This window comes from Acinetobacter sp. H1(2024), from assembly GCF_046557555.1.
Taxonomy (GTDB): domain Bacteria; phylum Pseudomonadota; class Gammaproteobacteria; order Pseudomonadales; family Moraxellaceae; genus Acinetobacter; species Acinetobacter seifertii.
Map to the genome: position 1 here is coordinate 80,706 of NZ_JBKGFO010000005.1, position 25,962 is coordinate 106,667.

Here is a 25,962-nt window from a genome sequence, read left to right on the forward strand (position 1 = left end):
AGTTCCATCTCATGAAGCAAAAATATGCGATTTGGTTTAATTCTGGGTGATCAATTAAATCACCAACTCGCAACGCTCAAGTATTTAAACCGAAATGAAGACATTATTTTGATGGCTGAAGTACTTGAGGAAACATCTTATGTTGCTCATCATCCACAAAAAATAGCGCTGATTTTTAGTGCAATGCGGCACTTTGCAAAAGAATTAAAAGCACAGGGCTGGAAAATTCGTTATCACACATTTAAGCGCGAAAGTCATATAAAAAAGTTAGTCGACTTTATTGCTTTGCAGCAGCAACACTTCTCGGCAAATACTCTCATCATTACCCAATGTGGTGAGTATCGCTTACAGCATGAAATCGATACTTCATGGTCTAACTCACTAAAACTACCTGTTATTTGTTTAGAAGATGATCGTTTCTTTTGTAGCGTAGAACAATTCAAGCAATGGACGAACAAATATAAAACGCTAAGGATGGAATACTTTTACCGAGAAATGCGCAAGCAAACTCACTATTTAATGCATGACCAACAACCCGTAGGCGGGCAATGGAACTTTGATCAAGCCAATCGAAAAGCGTGGTCAGGCAATCCACCTTTGCCACCAAAATTAACCTTTGAGCATGATCAAATTGATATAGATGTTATTCAACTAGTCAAGAAAGAATTTTCTCAACATATCGGCAATATCGATTCCTTTCAATGGGCAACAACCCGTCAAAATGCCTTACTTGCTTTAGACCATTTTATTTCTAACAGCTTACCCCACTTTGGCGATTATCAAGATGCTATGGTTTATGGTTCAGACTTTATGTTTCATAGCCTGCTCTCGCCTTATTTAAATTGTGGATTGTTATTGCCACAAGAAGTGTGTGACGCTGCTCAAACAGCCTATTACAACGGACAGGCCCCCTTAAATGCAGTAGAAGGATTTATTCGTCAGATATTAGGATGGCGGGAATATGTGCGTGGAATCTATTGGTTGTCTATGCCTGACTATAGCGATCAAAATACCCTTTATGCCACCACGCCGCTGCCACAATTTTACTGGACGGGTGATACAAAAATGGCATGTATGGCCGAGTGTTTCAGAAATACCTTTCAACATGGCTATGCCCACCATATTCAGCGTTTAATGATTACAGGCAACTTTGCGCTTTTAGCAGGTGTAAATCCATCAGAAATTTGCGAATGGTATTTAGCAGTCTATGTAGATGCTTATGAATGGGTCGAATTACCGAATACATTAGGCATGGCCATGTATGCAGATGGTGGCATCATGGCAAGTAAACCCTATGCTGCATCAGGTAATTACATACATAAAATGTCAAATTACTGTCAGCACTGTACATATAACGTCAAAACCAAAACTGAACCAGACAGTTGCCCATTTAACAGCTTGTATTGGTATTTTATGAGCCAGCATGAGGCCATATTTCGTCAAAATCCCAGAATGGCGATGGTCTATAAAAACCTTGATCGTATGAAAGATAAAGCTTCTGTCATGCAGCATGCAAAGTTACTTATTCATCAACTTGATGAGCTTTAAGATCATGAAAAAACAGCATCTACCCCAGAAAATATGTGTCTATTGTCAACGCCCTTTTGACTGGCGAAAGAAATGGGAGCGTTGCTGGGAAGAAGTAAAATATTGCTCTGAAAGATGTAAACGACAAGCCCGCTCAAATAAGTAAATATTTCACGCGATTGTTTTAACTGATTCAACACTACTCTTCATTGTTGAATCAGTTGTCTTTCAATTGATTATATTTGATGGTCTTAAGCATATTTATACTGACGAGAACAGTAAGCTCTTTCAACTTCTGGTGAACGTAATTGCTGATGCTTGGTTTTACGCCCTGCCATACGCTTGCGCCAGAGTTTAAAACTGCTCGATTTTAAGTTGTATCTCATTAAACGAATAACTTCACTTTCACGCAAGCCATACTCTCGCTCAATTGCTTCAAATGGGGTTCGATCTTCCCATGCCATTTCAATAATTCTAGATAGGTCCTGTTCATCAATTTTTTTCATGTTATGCCCTTTTAAATTATGCTGTAACCAAATCTGATTCTTTAACAAACAACCTTTCTGAAATAGCTTCACTTACTCGATTGCTTGCCTTGAATGTTTTCGTGTTTTGCTTCAGATCATAGAAAGGCAAACATGAATTTTTTGTGATTTTTTTGCTTTATAAACTCTATTTTTTATATAAGACATAAACAGTTCTAAAACCTTTGAATGATCTAACTTTTTATTAACCACTATGACAAAATTTTTAATACCTAAAACATGAAAAAAGCCATTGCCTTGGCAATAGCTTTTTTGTTTATAATCATAAAATTATGCGCCCTTAGCTTAACTGGATAGAGCAGTTGCCTCCTAAGCGACCGACGTGGGTTCGAGTCCCGCAGGGCGCACATATTGAATCACTTAATCCTTCACTTCAGCCAGCAACGTTTCAGCTGCAAGTTTTCCTAAATTATTAGAAGCAAGCGGACTATCGCCTGTTAATAATTTACGATCTCTATGACATTGTCCTGTAATGCCAGTGTTCAAAATCTTCACACCGAGTTTTTCAAGGTTCTCACCGACTAGCCATGGTAAAGCTCCTGGCATATAACCGATATCAATATTTGCCCCCTTATCTAATGAATCAGGGAATACACAAATTTGATAATCTTTAAAAATATAATTCTCAGGTTGTTCATCTACTGCCGCAGCAAGCAGCGAAGCTGGACCATGACATAAAGTAATAATAAATTTGTCTTGTTCAACTGCCCATTTCAGAACTTTTTTGACATCCAAGCTATGTGGAATCTTAGCTAAAACACCATGCCCACCCGGAATAAATACAGCTGCGTATGATGAGTTTTTCCCCACTGCATTTTCTAAAATATCGGCAAGTTTTAGCGGTTTTTTTAATTTATCTGCATATTTATGAAAAGTATCTAATACCACTTGTTCTTGCTTTGGCATTGCCCACATTTCAAGCTTGGCTGGATTACCTGAAAGTGTCGCAACATCAATTTCAAAACCAGCATTATCTAAATGGAACATTGGCAAAAGCATTTCTACTGGATGGTTTCCGGTAGAAAAGAACTTACCGTTTTGCATCTGGATATAACGCTCATCAGTTGCAATCATTAAGACCTTTTTATTACCTGTATACGGCGTTGGGTAGGTCGTACCGTCGTAATCTGTTTTAGGAGAAGTATATTGGCTCAGTGAGTATGGTGATGGGAAGAATGCATTATCTTCTGCCAAATCTGGAGTCGGATTTTTATCATTTGATGCTGGGGTATTCATTGTTACCATCCTTTAGAATTGAAGAACGAAATAACAGCTTTAAGCCAGTTATTATTTCTTAGTACATGTATATTTAGATCAAGAAACTGGTGCAACACGCCAATAGAATTTGGCAATTTTTATATAGAAATAGGCACAATTAATAATTATAAATTTTAGTTTAGGCAAACATGTCGTTCACCTAAACTGTCACAGATTAAATTAGGTATTGATCTCTAAAACGATCTTTCCAATATGGTCACCTTGTTCCATACATGCATGGGCACTTTGTACATCTGAAAAATCATAGGTTTTATAGATTTGCGGCAAGCACTTGCCTTGCGCTAAGAGCGGCCACACATGTTCATATAAGGACTGAGCAATCTGGGCTTTTTCTTGGCTATTACGTGCTCGCATGGTTGAGCCAGTAATGGTTGCACGTTTTAAAATCAGTTTTTGTAAGTCGAATTCTTTTGCAATTCGACCGCCCATAAAACCAATAATCACAAGTCGGCCATCGCGTTTTAATAGATTTAAGTTTTTCGAGAAATACGAACCACCCACAATATCTAAAATCACATCAACACCTTGGTCTTGGGTGTGTTTCAAAATTTCTTGCTCAAAATCTTGGGTTTTATAGTTAATTGCAGTCGTTAAGTTAGAGAGTGCTGCAACTTTATCTTCACTTCCAACTGTAGCAAAAGTTTTAATCCCTAAAGCATGGCAAATCGTTAAAGCTGTGGTCCCAATACCACTTGCACCACCATGAATCAGTGCTGTTTCATTTTCTTTTAAACGGCCAATATCAAACAGATTTGCCCAAACTGTAAAGAATGTTTCCGGAATTGCAGCAGCTTGGATAAATGTTAGATTTTCAGGTATCGGTAGTACCTGCGTTGCAGTGACAGCACAGTATTCAGCATAACCACCACCGTTGGTTAAAGCACAAACCTTGTCTCCAACTTTGAACTGTTGCACTTGGTCACCTACAGCAACCACCACCCCAGCGATTTCCAGTCCCGGAATTTGCGTAACACCTTTTGGCATTGGGTATAAACCCATACGCTGCAATACGTCTGGACGGTTAATTCCAGCAGCTTTTACCTCAATTAACACTTCATCTGCTTGAGGTACTGGAACATCTGAATCTTGAAGTTTTAAGACCTCAGGTCCGCCAGGAACCGTAATTTCAACAATTTTCATAGTTGTTGGAAGACTCATTGATATGCTCCATGTTTGGTTTATATTTTAAATGTATTGATTTACTTTAATTCATTGAAGATTTAGGTGGAACTCCAAACAGCCGTTTGAACTCTCGACTAAACTGTGAGGCACTTACATACCCTACCTGATAGGCAGCTTCCGCAACACCCATTTGATTATTTAAGATTAAATCACGTGCCTTATGTAATCGAGTAATCTTAATGTACTGTAATGGAGAATAGTTGGTGACTTTCTTAAACGCTTGATGAAAAAGAGAGACGCTCATTCCCGCTTGTTTAGCAAGTTCCTGAACCGTTAAATTGTGATAATAATCTCTTTGAATAATTTCACAAATTGTATAAATCACACTATTTCGACTTATCATAGCCGAAAGATTTTCGATTAAATCACGACTACCTGCCTGCAAAACCCGATAAATGAGTTCTCGTTTTATCTGTTCTCCCAATATCGCAGTATCTTGTTTAGAACGAAGTAAATTCAACAAGCGTAAAGCAACCTCAGATATTACCGTGTTCATGTCTATAATATTTAAACCACAACTGAGCTTTATATCTCTTTTTTCAAGCTCATCTATAGATGGCTGCTGCTCTTTATCCATTTTAGTGGCTAAATCAGCCATCATTTGTGCTTCAAACTTAATCGCAATTGCCAGCATTGGTTCATTTTCAACCAACGTATCGCAATCAAAAGGGATAGCGATCGAGATCAGCAAACACTGGCCTTGTTGAAACTGAAAAGTATCTTTCCCGATATAACCACGCTTTACACCTTGTATGACTAAAACAATTGAAGGCTCTTGTAATACAGCAACAGGTTGTGTGGAATGATCTACCCTCATAAGAGTGATATTTGAAATATAGGTAGGATATAGACCTTCTTGAGGAGCCAAATATAAAAAAGCCTCGACCAATCTTTTCATCAAATCATTCTGTTGCATTGCTTTATTTTTTACGGGCTATTTAAGATTTACTATATCAATCAAACTAAAAGGGAAAAGTATTTCTTGGTAGTACTTTGTATAAATAAGCAAGTTAAAGCTATTTTTAGGCATAAAAAAAACCTAGAAGATTCTAGGTTTTTTCACTTAGTCTGACTATTAAGCAGATAAGTTAAAGAACATTGATGCAATCAGAATAATTACACCGAGCACAATACGGTACCAAGCAAATACGCGTAGCGTATGGCGTTCAACAAAAAGTACCAGTGCCTTTACTACAAATAAAGCTGCAATAAATGCTGCAACGAAACCAACACCAATATTAATCATATTGTCTGAGGTCAATACATCAGCATTTTTAATTAAGTCAAATGTCGCTGCACCTAACATGGTCGGCATTGCAAGGAAGAACGAAAACTCTGTTGCAGCTTTACGTGATAAACCTGCAAACATCCCGCCTACAATTGTCGCACCTGAACGAGAAGTTCCCGGAATCATCGCAACACATTGAGCAAGACCAACTAACAGTGCCTGCTTAAACGTGATTTTTGTTGCGTCTAATGTTTTATGCTCAAACTGTTTAGATTCAACCCAGAAAATAATTAGTGCACCGACAATGAGGGCAATCGCAACCACAATTGGGCTAAACAAAACACTTTTAATAAAATCGACAGCTAAAACGCCAATAATCACTGCTGGGAAAAAAGCAATTAATACACTAAAAGCAAAATGACGCGACTCTACATCGCCACTAAAGAAGCCTTTAATCAAGTTAATAATTTTTTGTCGATATAACCAGCACACTGCCAAAATAGCACCTAACTGGATCACTACTTCGAATACACGACCACCATCTGAATGGAAATCGATAATATGACCAAATAAAATCAAATGGCCAGTACTGGAAATTGGTAAAAATTCAGTTAAACCTTCAACAAATCCTAGAAATAGTGCTTTTATAACTTCAAAATTTTCCATCACTTGCTCAAAAAGTTAATCACTAGAAAGGTCTAAAAAGTTGTTTTATATCATGGATAAACCAATACTTTGGCCTAATTCATGTTCAATATCAGATCATTTCTAGCATTTTGGTTATTGCCTTTAATTAAAGGCCGATTATTTAAAGTGCAATAATGTATCACATCATTATGACAAACTTAGGTTAACTATCGTAAAAAGATAAAATCTAATCAAAAACAAATCGTCTTCTAGTTATAAATAAAAGCTCTTATACTCAAGCAAGCCAAGAAACCATCTTAAAACATCAAATAAACATGATATTATTTCAAGCATATGTCATTTATATTTAAAATTTAAACAAAATGAAAAATACTAAAATCAACGCACGTCATCTGATTATCGATCTCTTTCTTTCCTCTGCGTACCCTCAGCTTACGATTAAACAAATTTTGGTGGCCGCCAAACTGTTTAACTTAAGTGAAAACGGTATTCGAGTTGCGACCACCCGTTTATTAAATGAAGGCATGATCGAAAGTGTAGAACGCGGAATTTATCAACTTTCACCTTCTACGAAAGATTGGGCAAAAGTAATACTCAATCGTAAAAATGGTATTAAACAAACTAAAGAATGGCAGCAACATTATCTTGCTGTGTTTACAGGCACATTGGGTCGTATAGACCGAACTGCTCTTAAAAAGCGTGAACGTGTGCTGCGTCAATTTGGTTTTAAAGAATTAGAAACGGGTATTTATATCCGCCCAGACAATTTAGCTTATAGTTTTGAAAAAACCTGTGAGGAGCTTGTTCTAGCGGGACTAGAGAAAGAAGCAAAAATTTGTATTATTCAGCACTTCGAACCCTCAACGCTTAAGCAAATTTTTTCTTTATGGGATACCAAACAACTCGAAAAAAATTATGAAATGTATAGTCGAGATATCACACACTGGCTTGAGAACTATACTCACCTCTCCTTAAATGATGCAGCAGTTAAAGCCCTTCTTTTAGGTAGAGAAACGATTGCTTTACTCATGAATGATCCCCTATTACCAGCACCATTTGTAAATGAGTCTGCGCGTAATCAATTTGCTCAAGATGTACAGCAGCTAGACGCGATCGGCCAAAAACTTTGGAAAAAAATATATGAACAAGAATTAAATCTATAGTCATCTGATTTATTTTTTTACAAACAAATATTTCACTTTTTAAATTTTTATAACTATATTTGTAATATAAAATACAGATACCAAACTCTAATTTGGGAGAATAAAAATGAATACACAGGTGAGTGTTACGGATCTATTTAGCAGAGAAGAAATACAAGAGCTTACCGAACCTTCAGATACCTATGGTGCTTGGGCTGTTGCCAGCACATGGGCTGTTATTGGTGGAACATTCGCCAGCTTAATAATGATGTGGGACTACTTACCGAGTTGGGGTAAATTATTAGCATGTATGCTTGCCTTAGCAATCTTGGCGGGTCGTCAGTTATGTCTCGCAATTTTAATGCACGACGCGTCTCACAAAAGTCTATTCAAAAATAAGAAAATAAATGATTTCGTCGGTGAATGGCTATGCGCCCGCCCCATCTGGAATGATTTTCAAAAATATCGTGTACACCATGTTCGTCACCATGCAAAAACATCTACTCCAGATGACCCAGATCTTTCTTTAGTTGCTGGTTTTCCAGTCAGTAAAAAATCTCTAACTCGTAAATTCTTACGCGACTTAACAGGTATGACTGGCTTAAAGTTTAGCTTAGGTCGAGTTTTAATGGATCTGGATGTCATGAAATGGACTGTTGCCAATGACCAAATTTGGTTAGACCGCAGTCATAAAAATTTCACCGACTATGCAAAGAGTATTGCAAAAAACAGTACGGGCGCTATTGCAACCAATCTGGCACTTTATGGTGTTCTAAAAGCATTTGGTCAGCAACGTTTTTATTGGTTATGGCCTCTGGCTTATTTAACCCCATTTCCACTTTTTTTACGTATTCGTTCTATGGCAGAACATGCTGGTATGCAAACCAGTAATTCTGCTTTAACCAACACTCGAACAACACGAGCTGGATGGATTGCGAGAAGTTTTGTTGCACCAATCCACGTAAACTACCATATGGAACATCATTTAATGGCTTCAGTGCCATATTTTAAATTACCGCGTATGCACAAAGTACTAAGAGAACGTGGTCATGTTCCAGTCCCGCCTAGCTATTTTGAAGTGATTCATTCACTTTCATCAAAACAAGAATCATCAACTTAATGCTTATTTAGAAGACCACTTTCAAATTTGTGGTCTTCTTTATTATTCACGTATATCTAATTTTTTTAGTTTTAACTGAGTTTGATAATATTTCGGTGTCATTCCCATCCAGCGTTTAAATGCGCGAGTGAAATGGGATGTATCTGCATAACCTAAACTTAAAGCCACAGCTTCAATTGATATTGCACTATTTTCTAAAAGATCTTGTGCCTGCTGCTTTCGAGTTAGATCAACTAATACTGAAAAACTTGTATTTTCGGTTGCCAAATACCGCTGTAGGCTCCGCTCTGACATATTTATCATGTACGCGACTTGTTTAACTTTTAATATTTCTCCCTGATTATTGATCAATAATTTTTTAATTACGTGGCTAATTTCTACTTTCCATCCGCTGCGTAACTTCAATTTATCTATATCTTTTTTACACTGTGCTTTTAGTAAAGGTGCAAGCATCGGGTCGGCCGTTAGGATAGGCTGCGATAAATATTCTTTTGGAAAAATCCAGACATTCTGTTTTTCATTAAATAAACAATCTACACCCAATTCATCTTTTAGTTTTGAAAAACCGACGGGTTCAGACATATTTAACTTAACGGTACCTAAAGAAGATAATCCTGTTAGATGCTTCGCGATTTGAACAAAACCTAATAATAAAAAAATAGTAGCATTTGGACTCAACCGAAAAGCTTTCAAAGGCTGGCGTATAGACCAGTAAATATAATCTTGTTCTTGTTTTAACTCGGGCTTAAATGCATCACAACGTGATCCAATAAATTGTTCAAGTGTTTTAAGGGCTTCTTCTAAATTTGCACAGACCATGGCCGCCATACCTACCGAACCATAACAAGATGCTTTCATTTCCAAAGCCAAATAACCCGCTAATGCTGGCTCATGAGTGAGTTCAATAGCATGTTCAAGAAGTTTGTTTAAAGTATGAAACTCAACATACCAATAGGGTTTGGTTAATTGTTCTAATGTTACGCCACTTCCATCTAGAAGCTGATCACCCGAGATATTCCAGCGCTTAACTATATCGACTAATAAATTAATATAAGTTCCAGGTAATTCTGGATTCATGCGTGATCCATTAGCAATCATAATTGTGGCGTCAAATGGTAAAAACTGTCAGTTCATGAACTATGGCACGTTTTTAAATTGATGCATAGTTGTTCAAAATGGAATCCAGTGATTCGCACTAGACAGCACAATTTCTGAAAAGAATACAGGTCACCTTATGAATATTTTGATCGTTCATGCTCATCCAGAGCCACAGTCTTTTACAACATCACTGAAAACGACAGCTCAGCAAACATTTAAAAAGTTGGGTCATCGTGTAGAAGTTTCTGACTTGTATGCAATGCAATTCAACCCTGTAGCTTCCAAAGAGGATTTTTTAGAACTCAATCAACCCGACTATTTCAATTACGCATTAGAACAACGTAATGCCGCCAAGCAAAACCTTTTAGCACCTGATATTCAAGCGGAAATTGAAAAAGTAAAACGAGCAGATTTGATTATTTTGAACTTCCCACTTTACTGGACCTCTGTCCCAGCAATTTTAAAAGGATGGATTGATCGCGTATTCGTTTCAGGACTTTTTTATGGCGGAAAACGCTTTTATAACCACGGTGGTATGGCGGGTAAAAAAGCGATGCTCTGTTTAACATTGGGCGGTAGAACGCATATGTTTGGCGAGAACTCTATTCACGGACCAATAGAGCATTATCTTTCACCTATTCAACGCGGTACCTTGGCCTATAGCGGTTTTGAAGTTTTTCCACCTTTTATTGCCTATCATGTACCCTATATTAGCCAAGAAGCACGAAAAACCATTCTTGAGGACTATATAACTTATCTTACTCACCTCGACCAGCTTGAACCTTTAAAGTTTCCCAAACTTGAAGAATTTGATGAAAAGTTATATCCCCTTTAACGGTTTGTTTTAACTCTAAAACGGAATAATTGTATTCATACTCTTAATTTGATTCATTCTTTGTATTTTAGACGGTTAAATTTATCTGATGAAAACACCCAAAAATTGATCAAATGGTAAAAAATAAATACTGATTTATGCTCTATTCTAAATAATATAAAATGGAATCAATAATATACACATGTAGAGAAACTAGACTTATCCAGTAAAAATGATAACCAATACTCACTTCATGATCAATCAACTCATATTTTTACAAAAAAATCTTTGACCATTTTTCTTGGATTTTTGACAAAAATGTCATAAATACATGGCTTATTACTAATAGATTAAAAATATAAATATCAATTATTTAAAATAGTTTAATAATGTAAAAATTTCTCCACATTTCATTCTTTATTGACTTTTTTTGTATAAAAAATGAGTACTCACCAGTTCATATAACAGATTTACTCTTAGTGTAATTATGCTATTTTTGTTACATGGAGTTATCAAAGCTTTGAAACTTGTAATTAAAAGCTTTGAAGGCAACACAGTTTAAACGGTTTAACTCTGTTACTTTTAAAAAAATGTCTTGAAGTTCAAGGAAAGATTAAAATGAAATTAAAACATCTGAGCACTGCAATGATTTTGGCAACGCTGCCTGCAACTGGGGTTTTCGCAGCAGCTTTGGATCGCTCTGGACAGTCAATGTCTGCATTCTTACAACCAGGTAATTACTTTGAAGCAGGTATTTCTGTTTTAGACCCAACTGTAGAGGGTAAAGAAGCAGGATCAAGCGCAACACGTCGTCATATTGATGACATGGGTAATGATTACTACTTCCCAAGTGCTGCATTAAAACTACAACTCAACGATAAATTTTCTTTTGGTTTACTCTATGACCAACCATTTGGAGCAGATGCAGAATATTCAGGTAAGAATGCATTTGTAGCAAGTCCTTCCGATCCTGTTCTTAGTGGTTTACCAATTACAACAGGTGCATTAGGAGGAACTCAAGGTGGTACTTCTGTTAAAGTTGATAGCCAAAATATTTCAATGATTTTTGGCTTCCAACCTACTGAAAACTTCAATTTTTATGGTGGTGGTGTATACCAAACAATTAAAGGCGATGTACATTTACGTGGTTCAGCTTATAGTTTATATAATGGCTATGATGCAAATATCAAAGAAACTGGTGGAGCTGGCTGGTTAGCAGGTGCAGCATTCCAAATTCCTGAAATTGCTCTTAAAGCCTCTTTAACATATCGCTCTGAAGTCACTCACAAAGTCGACGCTGACGAAAATATTGCCCTTGCTGATGCAATTACAGCAAATGCGGGAGTGTTAGGAACTACTATCTCTCAATTAGTTGCTGCTGGACAGTTAAGTCCTGCACAAGCTGGTGCAATTCAACAGACAATTGGCAAAGCAATTGCTGCTAACCAATTAGAAGGCCAAACAAAAATTACGACACCTCAGTCTGTTAACCTTGATTTCCAAACAGGTATCATGGCGAACACTGTTGCATTTGCTAACGTACGTTGGGTGAACTGGAAAGATTTCTCAATTCGTCCATATAAATTTGGCAAAGTTTCAGAAGCTGTAGGTAATCTTATCGGTCGTCCAAATGGTTTTAACTTAGTGGAATATTCAGACGATCAATGGACAGTCAATGCAGGTGTAGGTCGTAAGCTTAATGACAAATGGGCAGGTAATGTCTCTGTAGGTTGGGACTCTGGTGCAGGTAACCCTGTAACCACATTAGGCCCAACAGAAGGTTACTGGAACGTAGGTTTAGGTGTTCAATATAGCCCTACTCCACAAACCTTCATTGCTGGTGGTGTAAAATACTTCTGGTTGGGTGATGCTAAAGCACAAACTGGTGCACAAGCTGGTACCGATCAATATGTTGCAGAGTTCTCAGACAACAACGCGATCGCTTATGGCTTAAAACTTGGTTATAAATTCTAAGTTTTAAAATTATCACATATAAAAAAGGCGCTAAAAGCGCCTTTTTTATTGTTCATTCTTAAGCTGGAATATTACGCTGCGAAACTGAACGGATTGCTTCTTTTAATGCATCATAGCCATGAATTGCTGGGAACTGAGGGAACTCAGCAATGACATTTGCAGGTGCATCAAATAAGAAGCCATGATCAGCTTCACCAAGCATGGTTGTGTCGTTATATGAATCCCCTGCCGCGATTACACGGAAATTTAAACCGTGAAGTGCTTTAACTGACTCACGTTTTTGATCTGGTTGACGTAGTTTATAAGCGGTAATCATTCCTTCTTCATCTGTCTCTAACTTATGACAGAAAATTGTTGGCCACCCTAATTGTTTCATTAGAGGATGAGCAAACTCATAGAAGGTATCTGACAAGATCACAAGTTGGAAATGAGTACTTACCCATTCAACAAACTCTTTGGCACCTGGTAATGGCCCCATCTCAGCAATCACTTCTTGGATGTCATTTAGGCCTAAACCATGTTGTTTTAAAATATTCAGACGCTGAGTCATTAAAACATCATAATCCGGAATATCACGAGTTGTTGCTTCTAGTTCTTTAATCCCTGTTTTTTTTGCGAAATTGATCCAGATTTCAGGAACTAAAACCCCTTCAAGATCTAGGCATACGATTTCCATGAATGCTTCCAACGTTGGTTAAAAATTGCTGTATCATACCATTAAGATTTTCAGTTTTGCGTTGTTATTGATCAAATCAATTTTATTCATAAGGATCGAAATTAAAGTGCTAAGCAATTTATTTACTATCCTTTAGAATATTTTTCATAACTCAATGCGCCCAAGCCTTTTGCCAGGAACACCCATGACCGTTATTCCGACTATTGATATTGTTGATGCTCTCGCAGCTGAATATGCAGCTAAAAGCCCACGCGAGATCTTAGAACTTGCATTAAGCCAACAAGGTGAAATCGCAATTTCATTCTCAGGTGCAGAAGACGTCGTCTTAATTGATATGGCTTCACGTTTAGGCAAACCTTTCCGTGTTTTTAGCCTTGATACCGGACGCTTGCATGCTGAAACTTACCAATTTATTGAAACTGTTCGTAAGCATTACAATATTAATATCGAAATTTGCTTTCCTGAATCTGAAGCTGTGCAAAACATGGTGAATGAAAAAGGCTTATTTAGCTTTTTTAAAGATGGGCACCAAGAATGCTGTGGTATTCGAAAAGTTCAGCCTTTGCGTAAAAAACTTGCAACCTTAGATGGCTGGATTACAGGCCAACGTAAAGATCAAAGTCCGGGTACACGTACCGAAATTCCTGTCGTACAAGCTGACGCAGGTTTCTCTGGTCCAGACAAACAACTCATTAAATATAATCCGCTTGCGAACTGGTCTAGCGCCGAAGTATGGAGTTACATCCGTATGATGGAAATTCCATATAATCCTTTACATGAGCGTGGTTTCGTTTCTATTGGTTGTGAACCATGTACTCGTGCAGTACTTCCAAACCAGCATGAACGCGAAGGCCGCTGGTGGTGGGAAGAAGCAACGCAAAAAGAATGTGGCTTACACGCAGGCAACTTAAAAAAATAGTCTGGTATAAAAAAACCACTGATGAATCAGTGGTTTTTTTTACAGTTATATCTCGTACACAAAGTCATATTTAATCTGTAATAAACGCTATATACTAAATTTTACGGTTCTATAATTCTAATAAGAGCTCAGTTAAGGGCTTCTTAGAAAAAAGCATGAGGCACAACAAGTTATGCGTCCATTACACCCTATTGATTTTATTTTTCTATCACTAGAAAAAAGACAACAACCGATGCATGTTGGCGGATTGTTTTTATTTGAAATTCCTGAAAATGCCCCTGAAACTTTTGTTCGTGATTTAGTAGAAGAAATTCGCCAATCAAAAAGTATTCCTGTCCCTCCCTTCAATAACCGTTTAAATGGTTTATTTTGGGATGAAGACGAAGAGTTCGATATTGATCACCATTTCCGTCATATTGCTCTGCCTCATCCTGGTCGAATCCGTGAGTTACTGGTTTATATTTCGCAGCAGCATAGTTCTTTAATTGACCGAGCAAAACCGCTTTGGACGTGCGACATTATTGAAGGAATCGAAGGTAATCGTTTCGCGATGTACTTTAAGATTCATCATGCCATGGTAGATGGCGTTGCGGGTATGCGCTTAATTGAGAAGTCTCTATCAAAAACACCACAAGAAAAACATGTGGTTCCACTTTGGTGTGTAGAAAGTAAAAGAACAAAACGCTTAAAAGTACCAAAACCAAGTACTAGTAAAATCAAAAGTATTTTAGGAGGCATCAAGTCACAGCTTGAAGTTACTCCAAAGGTCATGCATGAGTTATCACAAACCATCTTTAAAGAAATGGGGAAAAATCCTGACTATGTATCGACTTTTCAGGCGCCAGTTTCAATTTTGAATCAACGCGTAAGCGCTTCACGTCGTTTTGCAGCCCAATCTTTTGAATTAAGTCGCCTTAGAAAGATTTCTAAAGCGCTTGGTGTGACCATTAATGACGTCGTACTTGCTGTATGTTCTGGGGCATTACGTGAATACCTGATTAGCCATAATAGCTTGCCTAAAAAGCCTCTTATTGCGATGGTGCCCGCTTCACTGCGTACAGATGACTCTGACGTAAGTAATCGCATTACGATGATTCTAGCGAATTTGGGTACCCATAAAGATCAGCCTCTAGAACGACTCGAAATTATTCGTCGTAGTATGCAAAATTCAAAGCAACGCTTTAGCCGAATGACTGCAAATGAGATTTTAAACTATAGCGCTGTAGTTTATGGCCCAGCAGGTCTAAACATCATGTCTGGAATGCTTCCTAAGCGTCAGGCATTCAATTTAGTCATTTCTAATGTACCTGGCCCACGTGAGCCACTTTATTGGAATGGCGCGAAATTAGATGCGCTCTACCCTGCTTCTATAGTAATGGATGGGCAAGCGCTTAATATTACGATGACAAGCTATCTGGATAAGCTTGAAGTAGGTTTAACAGCATGTCGAAATGCTTTACCTAAGATGCAAAACCTTTTAACCCATCTTGAAGATGAGATTCAACGGTTTGAAGAAATTATTGAGGAAAAACAGCTGAAACATCATTCAGCAAGTTGAGAAAAATTAAGGGGCGTTGAAATGGCCCCTTATTTTTTAATTGCGCGGCACTGGTTAAGCAACTGATGACATACTGAACGGATCATCGCAGTTGTAATCGGTACTTCTTTACCTTGGTCATTCAACATATAGCAGCTATTTACTGGCGTGCTTTCTAAAACATGTTTAAGACCGTTGCTAATTAGGTTTTCACTTACATTCATGGGTTATACCTCTTATTGTTTGCTAAGACGTTTTAAACAGGGAGAACGTCTACGGCTACTGTATGCAAGTAGTATTTAAAATTCATGAATGAAAGTAAAATTTCAGTTGTAACAAGGATTAAGCGATATCTTGTTACAACTTTAACTTAAAATGATATCGTATTGCTCTTGCGTATATAAATTTTCGACCTGAAATTTAATAACTCTGTTGATAAAGTGCTCTAAATCAGCCACTGCAGGGGCTTCTGCCGTTAATAATCGGTCAATTACAGAAGGATGAGCAACGACAGTAAAGCCACTCGTAGACTCAAATGCACGCGTATATCGTAATATCTCTCGAAATATTTCGTAACACACTGTCTCTGCCGTTTTGACAAAACCACGCCCCTGACACGTTGGACAAGACTCACATAACAAGTGTTCTAATGATTCACGTGTTCTTTTACGTGTCATTTCGACTAAGCCAAGTTCAGACACCTGTGTGATTTTTGTTTTGGCGTGATCACGTTCAAGCATTTTTTCAAATTGACGCATCACCTCTTCACGATGAATGGCTTCTTGCATGTCAATAAAATCAATAATGATAATACCGCCCAGATTTCTTAGTCTGAGCTGACGTGCGATCACCTGAGTCGCTTCCATATTGGTCTTAAAGACTGTGTCTTCGAGACTACGACCACCGACATATGACCCTGTATTGACATCAATGGTAGTCATGGCTTCTGTCTGGTCAATCATTAGATAACCACCAGACTTTAGAGCAACGCGTGTTTGTAGAGCTTTTTGAATATCTTCTTCGACGTTATAGAGGTCGAATAATGGACGTTCACCCGGATAATGAATCAGGCGACTTTGCATATTCGGCACAAATTCATCTACAAACTCACGCAGTTTGCCGTGAATTTCTCTCGAATCGACATAAATCTTTGCTGTTTCTTCGCTTGCCAAATCACGAATAATTCGTTGTGGTAGTGGTAGTTCTTCAAAAATTAAAGAAGGAACTGCAACATCCACTTGTTTACGCTGGATATATTCCCATAGCTTGCTGAGGTAACACATATCTTGCGCAATCTCAGCATCATCTACGCCTTCAGCAGCAGTACGGACAATCACACTACCGGGTAGATTATGCTCTGCCTGAATACCTTCGATGATATTACGTAAGCGTTCGCGCTCTTCTTCTGATTCAATACGCTGTGAAACACCAATATGATTACCATACGGCATAAGAACTAAATAGCGAGAAGGAATAGAAAGATCTGTACTTAGACGAGCACCTTTAGTACCGAGCATGTCTTTCATCACCTGAACGGTCAGAATTTGCCCTGGATGAAGTAATTCAAAAACATTGGGAGTTGGCTGTGAACGAGGCCAAACCATATCATTAATATGCAAAAAGGCTGTTCTAGATAATCCGATATCAACAAAAGCCGCTTGCATGCCCGGAAGCACGCGGACAACTTTACCTTTGTAGATATTGCCGACAAGTCCTCGCTTCACTGTACGTTCAACATACAGCTCATTAACAGTTCCATTTTCGATTAATGCCACCCGACACTCCATAGGTGTGACATTAATAAGTAGTTCTTCTGACATACATAAACTCAAAGCATTATAAAATTTTTATTAAAGAGTCAGAGCGACTGTTAACGTAGCTTTGTCCACTATTCATCGACAATGCAATTCAATCAAGAATTATCAACAACCCCTTATGTCTTCACTCTTTTGAATAACTGTGAAAATTCGTACAAAGGAAGTCCTACCACATTACTATAACTTCCTTGAATTTTGGGAATATATTGCGAAGCAATTCCTTGAATTGCATACGCACCGGCCTTCCCTACAGGTTCTCCTGTGGCCCAATAGTCTTCCATATCTTGTGTACTTAAGGCCGCAAATTCAACTTGTGTTTGCACCACCTGACTCAAGATTTGCTGCTGTGTCGCAATACAAATTCCGGAAAACACATCATGCCAACGGCCAGATAATTGTTTCCAAATTTCAAAGGCATGCTGTTTTGAGTCAGGTTTACCAATAATCTGACCATCAAGCCCAAGACTTGTATCGGCAGCAATAACCACGGCATCTGGAAAAATATTTAATACGGCTTGGGCTTTTTCTCTAGCTAAACGCTCAACATATTGATAAACCAACTCACCGTCATGAACAGATTCATCAATATCAGGGCTATAAATTTCAAAATCTAAACCCAACTGCTGCAACAACTCTCTCCGACGCGGAGAACTGGAAGCTAAAACTAAATGCGCCATTTTGCTAAACAATAATAAACTACTGGCCAAGTTAGAACACTGGTCATTAATGGTTGCCAATGGCGAGCAATTGAGAAGTGAGTACCTCCCATGGTTTGGGTCACCCACATAAAGGCTAAATGAGCAATAATAACCAAAGTGGCAATTGTCCATAAATTACCGAAAGTCAAAATACGACGCTCGCGTATTAAAAACCGGGTAACAAAGGTAACAATAACAAAGCTCAGTGCATTTAGTCCTAATGGAGCATCAAGTAGTAAGTCTGTAAAAAGCCCCATACCGAATGCAAACCATACTCCACACCATGTTGGTTGGCAAACGACCCAAAACAACATGATCATAAGCATGAACAATGGTCGCCAGCCAGAAATATCGTAGGATAATGGGTAAACCATGAGTACTGAACCCACGATTACAGAGAGTATAATTACCCATAATGGATCATTACGCTTCTCACGTTTCAATTTAGCGATCGGCATATGGCTGCTCCTTCGCTAATGAGTCTGAGAAAAGTACAATAACATGATGCCCTGTTGCGAGCTGAGCAGCTGGAGTAATATCAATTTCCGCAAATTCACCTGAATTATGACGGCGAATTTTAGCTACTGTACCCACTGCGTAACCTGCTGGAAAATGCTCACCTAAGCCAGAACTCAATACTTTATCGCCAACCTGAATATTTGCACTGGTTGGAACATATTCCATTTTCAAGCGACCTAAATCGCCAGTACCAGAAACAATCGCCCGCATACCTGTACGCTCTAGACGAACAGATAGTGAATGCTCTTTATCAGAAAGTAACATCACACGTGAACTATGAGGATACACATTAATGATTTGCCCCATAATCCCTTTATCATCTAGAACCGTTTGACCAACCTTGAGGTGATCCATTGAACCACGGTTAATAATGATGATATGACGCAGCGGATCGGCATCTGTTCCAATTACTTCAGCAATTTCCATACGACCATCAATAATTAATGGTGTATCAAGTAAGCCGCGTAATCGGGTATTTTCAGCAGACAGTTCTGACAGCTTCTGCAAACGAACCTGAGCTTGTAACAGCTCGGCCTGCATTGCAGTGTTTTCACGGCGCAGTTGTGTTTCAGATTTAGTTTGTTGATTCAGCCATTCTCTCGACAGTACCGGATAACTTGCAAGCGCATAAATTGGGTTATATGCAGCGTACAAGACATCCCTTGCTGGCTGAATTACATAAGGCATACGCCAATCAAAGAAAAGCACAACCAAGCATGTAATGACCGCAATAATGAACGAGCGGAAAGATGGCGGCTGTCTTGAAAAAATATTCGGTTGCACCGCCTAATCCTTAAACTTAACCGACGAAAAGCATGTCATGGTTCGGGTTGTCGAAGAATTCTAATACTTTACCACCACCACGGGTTACACAAGTAAGAGGATCTTCAGCCACAACAACTGGTAAACCAGTTTCTTGAGCTAATAACTTGTCGAGGTTACGAAGTAACGCACCACCACCTGTCAACACAATACCGCGCTCAGCGATATCTGAAGAAAGTTCAGGAGGAGTTTGTTCAAGAGCTGATTTCACCGCGCTTACAATGCTTTGTAATGGGTCAGAAATCGCTTGAGTAATTTCGTCAGAAGTTACGGTAATTGCACGAGGCACACCTTCTGCAAGGTTACGACCACGTACTTCAATTTCTAATGTCGTACCATCAGAAACAGCCATACCTACTTCTTTCTTAATGATTTCAGCTGTGGTTTCACCAATTACGCAACCGTGAGCTTTACGAACATAATTAATGATTTGCTCATCAAATACATCGCCACCAATACGTAAAGAATCAGCATAGACACAACCTTGCAATGAAATAATTGCAATTTCAGTTGTACCACCACCAACATCCACAACCATAGAACCACATGCTTGTTCAACTGGCATACCCGCACCAATTGCAGCCGCCATCGGCTCTTCAATTAAGCGCACATCACGGGCACCCGCATTAAATACGGCTTCACGAATCGCACGACGCTCGACCAAAGTTGATTTACATGGTACACATACAACTACACGAGGTGCAGGTGGGAACAAACGTTTTTCGTGAACTTTACCAATGAACTGATTCAGCATGGTTTCAGTCACTTCAAAGTCTGCAATTACACCATCTTTCATTGGACGAATTGCAGAAATATTTGCAGGCGTACGGCCTAACATTTGTTTCGCATCCAGCCCTACAGCAGCAACAATTTTTTGTGAACCACTGTGACGAATTGCCACAACTGTTGGTTCATTTAATATAATGCCGCGGCCTGGTGCATAAATAAGTGTATTTGCGGTACCTAAATCAATGGCTAGATCCGGCGAAAACAAGCCAATTAGTCGTTTTAGAATCACGGTTCGTTCTCAGTTAAACTTTCATGTGGATGCAAGGTGGCAACTTTAAACTAAATGTGATGATTTGAACAAGTCAATCGCTTATTATAACGCACGATATTTTGAAAATTTTTAATACTGATTAGGTGATGTTATGTCTACATCGGATGCACAGCATTCAGCAGATTTAAATGCACAAACAGTTTCAGCAATCGCCAATCTTGCTCGATTGTCGCTCAATGATACGCAATCTGCTGAATATGCTCAAAGTCTAAATAAAATTTTAGGCATGATGGAAACCTTAAAAGGCATTGATACGGAAGGCGTAGAACCTTTGAAGAGTCCTTTTGACAATCCTCAACCTTTACGTGCTGATGTGGTAACTGAAAGTAATCATCGAGATGAATACCAAGCTGTTGCACCTGCAACTCAAGATGGTTTGTATCTTGTTCCTCGCGTGATTGAATAACTTTTAGTCAATTAATCCATCTTCCCAATTTTGAATGTAAAGAAATTTTACTCATGACTGATTTACATCGCTTATCAATTCGTGAACTTGCTGAAGGCTTAAGCCAAGCGAAGTTTTCATCTCGCGAATTGACTGAACACTATTTAAAACGTATTGCTAAAATTGACCCACTGGTAAAAAGCTATGTGACAGTTACGCCTGAGCAAGCGCTTGCTGAAGCCGATGCAGCCGATGCAGCTTTAAAAGCGGGTAATGCAACTGCTTTAACGGGTATTCCACTTGCTCATAAAGATATCTTTTGTACCAAAGGCATTAAAACCACTGCTGGTTCAAAAATATTAGACAACTTCATCTCTCCTTACGATGCAACTGTTGTTGAAAAAACTAAAGCAGCTGGTCTTGTCACTTTAGGTAAAGTGAACATGGATGAGTTTGCGATGGGTTCAACCTCTGAAAGCTCATATGTTGGTGCAACAAGTAACCCATGGGCGCTTGACCACGTTCCTGGTGGCTCATCAGGTGGCTCTGCTGCGGCTGTAGCAGCTGATTTAGCACCTTTTGCTACAGGTACTGATACAGGTGGCTCAATTCGTCAACCTGCCTCTTTCTGTGGTTTAACAGGCTTAAAACCGACCTATGGTCGTGTATCTCGTTTCGGGATCATTGCTTATGCATCATCTTTAGACCAAGCGGGTCCAATGGCACGCTCTGCTGAAGACTGTGCTTACTTGATGAACGTAATGGCAGGTCACGATGCAAAAGACTCAACTTCGGTTAAAAAGGAAGTTGATGACTACGTTGCAAATTTAAATGACACATCTGTAAAAGGTTTACGCATTGGTATTCCTAAACAGTACTTTAACGTTGCAGGCTTAGATGCAGACGTAAAAGCACGTGTAGAAGAGTCTTTGAAAAAGCTTGAAGAAATGGGTGCTACGCTTGTTGAGATCGATCTCAACATGACTGAAGCTTATGTACCAACGTATTACCTGATTGCGCCAGCAGAAGCATCATCTAACTTATCTCGTTACGATGGCGTTCGTTACGGCTACCGCTGTGAAAACCCAGCAGACCTGATGGATCTTTACAAACGCTCTCGTTCAGAAGGCTTTGGTCCAGAAGTACAACGTCGTATTTTGATTGGTACATACGCGCTTTCTGCGGGTTATTACGATGCTTACTATGTAAAAGCACAAAAAGTACGTCGTTTAATTCAACAAGACTTCTTAAAAGCATTTGAAAATGTAGATGTGATTGCGGCCCCTGCTGCTCCAACAACTGCTTATAAAATTGGTGCGAACTTAAGTCCAACTGAAATGTATTTAGGCGATATCTATACACTTGCAGTGAACTTAGCAGGCTTACCAGCGATTAATGCCCCTGTTGGTTTTGATAAAGACAGCTTACCTGTAGGCTTACAATTAATTGGTAACTACTGGTCAGAATCACAATTGTTGTCGATTGTTCATCAATACCAACAAAACACCGATTTCCATACTCAACGTGCGGCAATTGCTGAGGAGAATGCATAATGGCTGAAGCTCAAAAGTTGAAACTGATTGACGGTTGGGAAGTCGTTATTGGTATCGAGATTCACACTCAGCTTGCAACCAATTCTAAAATTTTCTCAGGTTCATCGACTGAATTTGGTCAAGACCCAAATACTCAAGCGAGCCTGGTAGACTTGGCTATGCCGGGTGTATTGCCTGTTTTAAATGAAAAAGTAGTTGATCTTGCAATTCGCTTTGGTTTGGGTATCGATGCTTACATCGACCAAGCATCTGTGTTTGCACGTAAGAACTACTTCTACCCTGACTCACCAAAAGGCTATCAAATTAGCCAGATGGACAATCCGATTGTGGGCTTGGGTCACATCGACATTCAACTTGAAGATGGTACGACTAAACGTATTGGCGTAACTCGTGCCCACCTTGAAGAAGATGCTGGTAAATCTGTTCATGATCAATTTGAAGGTATGTCTGGCATTGACTTAAACCGTGCTGGTACACCTTTGCTTGAAATCGTTTCTGAACCAGACATGCGTTCAGTTGAAGAAGCGGTTGCTTATATCAAAGCAATTCACACATTAGTACGTTGGTTAGGTATTTCTGACGGCAACATGGCAGAAGGTTCATTCCGTGCGGACTGTAACGTGTCTTTACGCCGTCCGGGCCAACCTTTTGGTACGCGCTGTGAGCTTAAAAACCTCAACTCATTCCGTTTCATTGAGCAAGCGATCAATGTTGAAATTGAACGCCAAATGGAAATTTTGGAATACGGCGGAAGTATCGACCAAGAAACTCGTTTGTTCGATCCAAACAAAATGGAAACGCGTTCAATGCGTTCTAAAGAAGAAGCGAACGATTACCGCTACTTCCCAGATCCAGATTTGTTACCCGTGATTATTGCAGATGAGCAAATCGAAGCTGCTCGTGCTGCGCTTCCAGAGCTTCCTGCTGCACGCCGTGCACGCTTTATCGCAGACTTTGGTGTAACTGAGTACGATGCACATGTACTTACGCTCTCACGCGAAATGGCAGACTTCTATGAAGCTGTTGTGGCTGCTGCTGGCGGTGCGAAGCAAGGTAAAGTATCTGCAAACTGGGTAATGGGCGAATTCTCAGGTGCTTTAAACAAAGCAGGCCTAGACTTAGCAGACTCTCCTGTTTCTGCTGAACAACTTGGCGGCATGATTGCACGCATTATTGACAACACCATTAGCGGTAAGATTGCTAAACAAGTCTTTGGCTTTATGTGGGAATCGGAAGGTAAATCTGCCGATGACATTATTGCGGAAAAAGGTTTAAAGCAAGAAACTGACACTGGTGCAATTGAAGCAATCATTAAAGAAGTACTTGCAGCCAATGAAAAAATGGTTGAAGAGTACAAGTCTGGTAAAGAGAAAGCCTTTAACGGTCTTGTAGGTCAAGTCATGAAAGCTTCTAAGGGTAAAGCTAACCCTGCTCAAGTAAATGAATTAATGAAAAAATTGATTGGTTAAACTAATCTATTTTTTAGAAAAACCCGCTTTAGAGCGGGTTTTTATCTATTTTAAAGTGCAATAAATCCACAATAATTTTTAAGCTAAAACTATGCTGAACAGGTTACTCATGATAAATAAATTACTTATTACGACCTCTTTATTGTTAATAAACTCGACACTTTTTGCTCAAACGGTTCAAGTCCCAAAGAGTGAAGTAACATCTATTTTTAAAGCTGCAAATTTCAAAAAAACAAAACATGGCTGGAAAGGTAACTGTGATACTGGTGAAATTATCATTTATAAAGATTTAAATGGCGATGGCTATAAAGATGCGGTTATTCAAGATAGTAGCACTATGTGTTATGGCAATACGGGTGTTGGCTATTATATAGTTTCACAGCAAAAAGATGGTCAATGGAAAAAACTATTTAGCGACTCTGGCATTCCCACCTTTTTGAAAACTAAAGGCAAAGATGGCTGGCCTGATATTGAAAATGGTGGGCCAGGCTTCTGTTTTCCTATTTATCGATGGAATGGTAAGGAATACATCGTTAACCGTCGTGAATATGAAGGTAAAGCTTGTGAATTATAAAAAGCAGACCCCATAAATTTAAAAGCCTCGATCAATCGAGGCTTTTTTACACCCCTTACGAAATATCCTTCGACTAAAGAAAGTGCTATTTTCTAAAAATCATACTTTCATTATGCTAATTTAAATTAAAAATTGAAATCACTTACATTTTAAAAAGAGGGATAAACATGTCTAAAAAGATTTTAATGTTAGTCGGTGACTATGCTGAAGATTATGAAACTATGGTTCCTTTTCAGTTCTTAACTGGTTTAGGTTATACCGTACATGCAGTATGTCCAAATAAAAAGAACGGTGACCATATTGCAACTGCTATTCATGATTTTGAAGGTGAGCAAACATATAGCGAAAAACGTGGTCACAACTTTGCTATTAACTATGATTTTAAAGCCGTTAATACCGAAGACTATGTAGGCCTAGTCATTCCGGGTGGTCGTGCACCAGAATATTTACGTATGAATGATCGCGTTGTCGAAATTGTACGTGAGTTCGATCGATTGAAAAAACCAATTGCAGCCGTATGCCATGGCGCTCAGTTACTCGCAGCGGCTGACATTTTAAAAGGCCGCCTCTGCTCGGCTTATCCAGCATGTGCCGCCGAAGTAAAACTCGCAGGTGGTCAATATGCTGATATTGCTGTAACTGATGCTATTACAGATGGGCATTTAGTAACTGCACCTGCTTGGCCTGCACATCCTGCTTGGTTAGCTCAGTTTGTAAAAGTCTTAGGTGCTAAGATTACTATCTAAATAGATCTATTCATACCAATTAAAATAAAGCCTGCTATTAAATAGCAGGCTTTATTTCTAAGGTAGAAAACTAGATTTTTATCTTGTAATTCCCAACTTATTCCAAATCTCTGGGGTTAAAAACGTCGTTACCAATTTATTTAAATCGATATAGCGCAATGTACCTTGCAACTGCTGTTTAACTGAGGGATCGTTAATAATATCTTCACCAGCACTTTGGCCTAACTGCTGGAAACTTTCCCCTACAGCTTTTATGCCTTCTGCCTGAATTACAGCTTTAGTTTGGGTAGAACATTGCTCTACAATCACACGTTGTAAAACCTGAGCCAGTTTTTGGTCTAACTGGTCTTTTTGCTCAGGAGTTACATTACTAAATGCTTTTAAATCTGGATGAGCCGCTAAAGCCGTAAATGTCCATTGAAGCACCGTGGTTTTATCCGAGGCTGTGGTTGCTTTAACTAAACAATCACTAAGCTGATTGACCGTTGGGCCAGCCATTGCAATTTGTGTTGTGCCTAGTACAGCCGCCGCCACACATATTGAACGACTCAGATGTGAAAACTTATGGCGAGCAATAGCGTAAAGATGACGTGACATAGGTCTAGCTCCAATAAACAATCTGTTCTTTTTA

General features: G+C 38.9%; 27 protein-coding genes and 1 tRNA gene. 14 read left to right on the forward strand and 14 right to left on the reverse strand.

What is annotated here, in order from left to right; all coding sequences use genetic code 11:
* The first annotated feature begins 24 nt into the window (after positions 1-24).
* Positions 25-1,548 (forward strand): cryptochrome/photolyase family protein, encoded by a 1,524-nt coding sequence (locus ACLCEG_RS14100; RefSeq protein WP_410567967.1) that lies wholly within the window; start codon positions 25-27, stop codon positions 1,546-1,548.
* Between the two features lie 4 nt (positions 1,549-1,552).
* Entirely contained in the window at positions 1,553-1,693 is a 141-nt protein-coding gene (locus tag ACLCEG_RS14105) for a DUF2256 domain-containing protein (protein WP_077162469.1), read from the forward strand.
* An 85-nt stretch (positions 1,694-1,778) separates the two neighbouring features.
* Here ACLCEG_RS14105 and ACLCEG_RS14110 read toward each other — a convergent pair whose 3' ends face one another.
* Positions 1,779-2,033: a TIGR03643 family protein gene (locus tag ACLCEG_RS14110; RefSeq protein WP_004705831.1), complete on the reverse strand. Its 255-nt coding sequence runs from the start codon at positions 2,031-2,033 to the stop codon at positions 1,779-1,781.
* A 313-nt stretch (positions 2,034-2,346) separates the two neighbouring features.
* On the opposite strand from ACLCEG_RS14110, the gene ACLCEG_RS14115 reads away from it, so the two are divergent.
* A tRNA-Arg gene (locus ACLCEG_RS14115) sits at positions 2,347-2,419 on the forward strand.
* A gap of 13 nt (positions 2,420-2,432) precedes the next feature.
* Here the strand turns inward: ACLCEG_RS14115 and hchA are convergent.
* The 4 genes from hchA to ACLCEG_RS14135 form a co-directional block, all read right to left on the reverse strand.
* Positions 2,433-3,308 carry a glyoxalase III HchA gene (gene hchA / locus ACLCEG_RS14120; RefSeq protein WP_410567969.1) on the reverse strand — a complete coding sequence of 292 codons (876 nt, stop codon included), beginning with the start codon at positions 3,306-3,308 and terminating at the stop codon, positions 2,433-2,435.
* A 201-nt stretch (positions 3,309-3,509) separates the two neighbouring features.
* On the reverse strand, positions 3,510-4,508 hold the full coding sequence (locus tag ACLCEG_RS14125) for an NAD(P)H-quinone oxidoreductase (protein ID WP_410567971.1): 999 nt from the start codon (positions 4,506-4,508) through the stop codon (positions 3,510-3,512).
* A gap of 46 nt (positions 4,509-4,554) precedes the next feature.
* Positions 4,555-5,448 carry an AraC family transcriptional regulator N-terminal domain-containing protein gene (locus ACLCEG_RS14130; protein ID WP_410567973.1) on the reverse strand — a complete coding sequence of 298 codons (894 nt, stop codon included), beginning with the start codon at positions 5,446-5,448 and terminating at the stop codon, positions 4,555-4,557.
* Positions 5,449-5,607: 159 nt separating this feature from the next.
* The gene (locus ACLCEG_RS14135) at positions 5,608-6,426 is read right to left on the reverse strand and encodes an undecaprenyl-diphosphate phosphatase (RefSeq protein WP_049065376.1); all 819 of its coding nucleotides are present in this window, start codon (positions 6,424-6,426) and stop codon (positions 5,608-5,610) included.
* Between the two features lie 344 nt (positions 6,427-6,770).
* Between ACLCEG_RS14135 and ACLCEG_RS14140 the strand changes: the two genes are divergently transcribed.
* Entirely contained in the window at positions 6,771-7,571 is an 801-nt protein-coding gene (locus ACLCEG_RS14140; RefSeq protein WP_004885424.1) for a PaaX family transcriptional regulator C-terminal domain-containing protein, read from the forward strand.
* 106 nt (positions 7,572-7,677) lie between these two features.
* Complete coding sequence (locus ACLCEG_RS14145; protein WP_410567975.1) at positions 7,678-8,670, forward strand: fatty acid desaturase family protein; 993 nt, start codon at positions 7,678-7,680, stop codon at positions 8,668-8,670.
* 42 nt (positions 8,671-8,712) lie between these two features.
* Here the strand turns inward: ACLCEG_RS14145 and ACLCEG_RS14150 are convergent, their stop codons facing one another.
* Positions 8,713-9,747, reverse strand: a complete 1,035-nt coding sequence (locus ACLCEG_RS14150; protein ID WP_410567977.1) for an AraC family transcriptional regulator ligand-binding domain-containing protein — start codon at positions 9,745-9,747, stop codon at positions 8,713-8,715.
* A 157-nt stretch (positions 9,748-9,904) separates the two neighbouring features.
* Between ACLCEG_RS14150 and ACLCEG_RS14155 the strand changes: the two genes are divergently transcribed.
* Both ACLCEG_RS14155 and ACLCEG_RS14160 read left to right on the forward strand, forming a co-directional pair.
* Positions 9,905-10,603, forward strand: a complete 699-nt coding sequence (locus ACLCEG_RS14155) for an NAD(P)H-dependent oxidoreductase (RefSeq protein ID WP_410567979.1) — start codon at positions 9,905-9,907, stop codon at positions 10,601-10,603.
* Between the two features lie 597 nt (positions 10,604-11,200).
* A complete protein-coding gene (locus ACLCEG_RS14160) occupies positions 11,201-12,556 on the forward strand; it encodes an outer membrane protein transport protein (protein ID WP_410567981.1) in 1,356 nt (451 codons plus the stop codon).
* 58 nt (positions 12,557-12,614) lie between these two features.
* Here ACLCEG_RS14160 and thrH read toward each other — a convergent pair whose 3' ends face one another.
* A complete protein-coding gene (thrH, locus tag ACLCEG_RS14165; protein WP_017400224.1) occupies positions 12,615-13,232 on the reverse strand; it encodes a bifunctional phosphoserine phosphatase/homoserine phosphotransferase ThrH in 618 nt (205 codons plus the stop codon).
* A 184-nt stretch (positions 13,233-13,416) separates the two neighbouring features.
* Between thrH and ACLCEG_RS14170 the strand changes: the two genes are divergently transcribed.
* Both ACLCEG_RS14170 and ACLCEG_RS14175 read left to right on the forward strand, forming a co-directional pair.
* The gene (locus ACLCEG_RS14170) at positions 13,417-14,151 is read left to right on the forward strand and encodes a phosphoadenylyl-sulfate reductase (protein WP_410567983.1); all 735 of its coding nucleotides are present in this window, start codon (positions 13,417-13,419) and stop codon (positions 14,149-14,151) included.
* A gap of 172 nt (positions 14,152-14,323) precedes the next feature.
* Positions 14,324-15,709 (forward strand): WS/DGAT/MGAT family O-acyltransferase, encoded by a 1,386-nt coding sequence (locus ACLCEG_RS14175; RefSeq protein ID WP_022575720.1) that lies wholly within the window; start codon positions 14,324-14,326, stop codon positions 15,707-15,709.
* 29 nt (positions 15,710-15,738) lie between these two features.
* Here the strand turns inward: ACLCEG_RS14175 and ACLCEG_RS14180 are convergent, their stop codons facing one another.
* The 6 genes from ACLCEG_RS14180 to ACLCEG_RS14205 form a co-directional block, all read right to left on the reverse strand.
* A complete protein-coding gene (locus tag ACLCEG_RS14180; RefSeq protein WP_001103036.1) occupies positions 15,739-15,912 on the reverse strand; it encodes a PA1571 family protein in 174 nt (57 codons plus the stop codon).
* A gap of 141 nt (positions 15,913-16,053) precedes the next feature.
* Entirely contained in the window at positions 16,054-17,508 is a 1,455-nt protein-coding gene (gene rng / locus ACLCEG_RS14185; protein ID WP_004712131.1) for a ribonuclease G, read from the reverse strand.
* A gap of 113 nt (positions 17,509-17,621) precedes the next feature.
* On the reverse strand, positions 17,622-18,182 hold the full coding sequence (locus ACLCEG_RS14190) for a Maf-like protein (protein ID WP_410567985.1): 561 nt from the start codon (positions 18,180-18,182) through the stop codon (positions 17,622-17,624).
* Entirely contained in the window at positions 18,170-18,661 is a 492-nt protein-coding gene (gene mreD / locus ACLCEG_RS14195) for a rod shape-determining protein MreD (RefSeq protein ID WP_004705810.1), read from the reverse strand. The genes ACLCEG_RS14190 and mreD overlap by 13 nt, the downstream gene beginning before the upstream one ends.
* Positions 18,648-19,505, reverse strand: coding sequence for a rod shape-determining protein MreC (mreC, locus tag ACLCEG_RS14200; protein ID WP_004705808.1), 858 nt, complete (start codon positions 19,503-19,505; stop codon positions 18,648-18,650). Before mreC ends, mreD begins: the two co-directional genes overlap by 14 nt.
* A gap of 16 nt (positions 19,506-19,521) precedes the next feature.
* A complete protein-coding gene (locus tag ACLCEG_RS14205; protein WP_000601379.1) occupies positions 19,522-20,562 on the reverse strand; it encodes a rod shape-determining protein in 1,041 nt (346 codons plus the stop codon).
* Positions 20,563-20,695: 133 nt separating this feature from the next.
* On the opposite strand from ACLCEG_RS14205, the gene gatC reads away from it, so the two are divergent.
* The 5 genes from gatC (at position 20,696) to ACLCEG_RS14230 (ending at position 25,331) form a co-directional block, all read left to right on the forward strand.
* Positions 20,696-21,010 carry an Asp-tRNA(Asn)/Glu-tRNA(Gln) amidotransferase subunit GatC gene (gene gatC, locus ACLCEG_RS14210; protein ID WP_000107699.1) on the forward strand — a complete coding sequence of 105 codons (315 nt, stop codon included), beginning with the start codon at positions 20,696-20,698 and terminating at the stop codon, positions 21,008-21,010.
* Positions 21,011-21,063: 53 nt separating this feature from the next.
* On the forward strand, positions 21,064-22,542 hold the full coding sequence (gene gatA / locus ACLCEG_RS14215) for an Asp-tRNA(Asn)/Glu-tRNA(Gln) amidotransferase subunit GatA (protein WP_198072134.1): 1,479 nt from the start codon (positions 21,064-21,066) through the stop codon (positions 22,540-22,542).
* Positions 22,542-24,011: an Asp-tRNA(Asn)/Glu-tRNA(Gln) amidotransferase subunit GatB gene (gatB, locus tag ACLCEG_RS14220; RefSeq protein WP_002116348.1), complete on the forward strand. Its 1,470-nt coding sequence runs from the start codon at positions 22,542-22,544 to the stop codon at positions 24,009-24,011. The genes gatA and gatB overlap by 1 nt, the downstream gene beginning before the upstream one ends.
* Before the next feature lie 109 nt (positions 24,012-24,120).
* Positions 24,121-24,585 (forward strand): hypothetical protein, encoded by a 465-nt coding sequence (locus ACLCEG_RS14225; protein WP_410567987.1) that lies wholly within the window; start codon positions 24,121-24,123, stop codon positions 24,583-24,585.
* Positions 24,586-24,752: 167 nt separating this feature from the next.
* On the forward strand, positions 24,753-25,331 hold the full coding sequence (locus ACLCEG_RS14230) for a DJ-1/PfpI family protein (RefSeq protein WP_410567989.1): 579 nt from the start codon (positions 24,753-24,755) through the stop codon (positions 25,329-25,331).
* Between the two features lie 78 nt (positions 25,332-25,409).
* Here ACLCEG_RS14230 and ACLCEG_RS14235 read toward each other — a convergent pair whose 3' ends face one another.
* The gene (locus ACLCEG_RS14235; RefSeq protein WP_410567991.1) at positions 25,410-25,928 is read right to left on the reverse strand and encodes a hypothetical protein; all 519 of its coding nucleotides are present in this window, start codon (positions 25,926-25,928) and stop codon (positions 25,410-25,412) included.
* Positions 25,929-25,962: the final 34 nt, after the last annotated feature.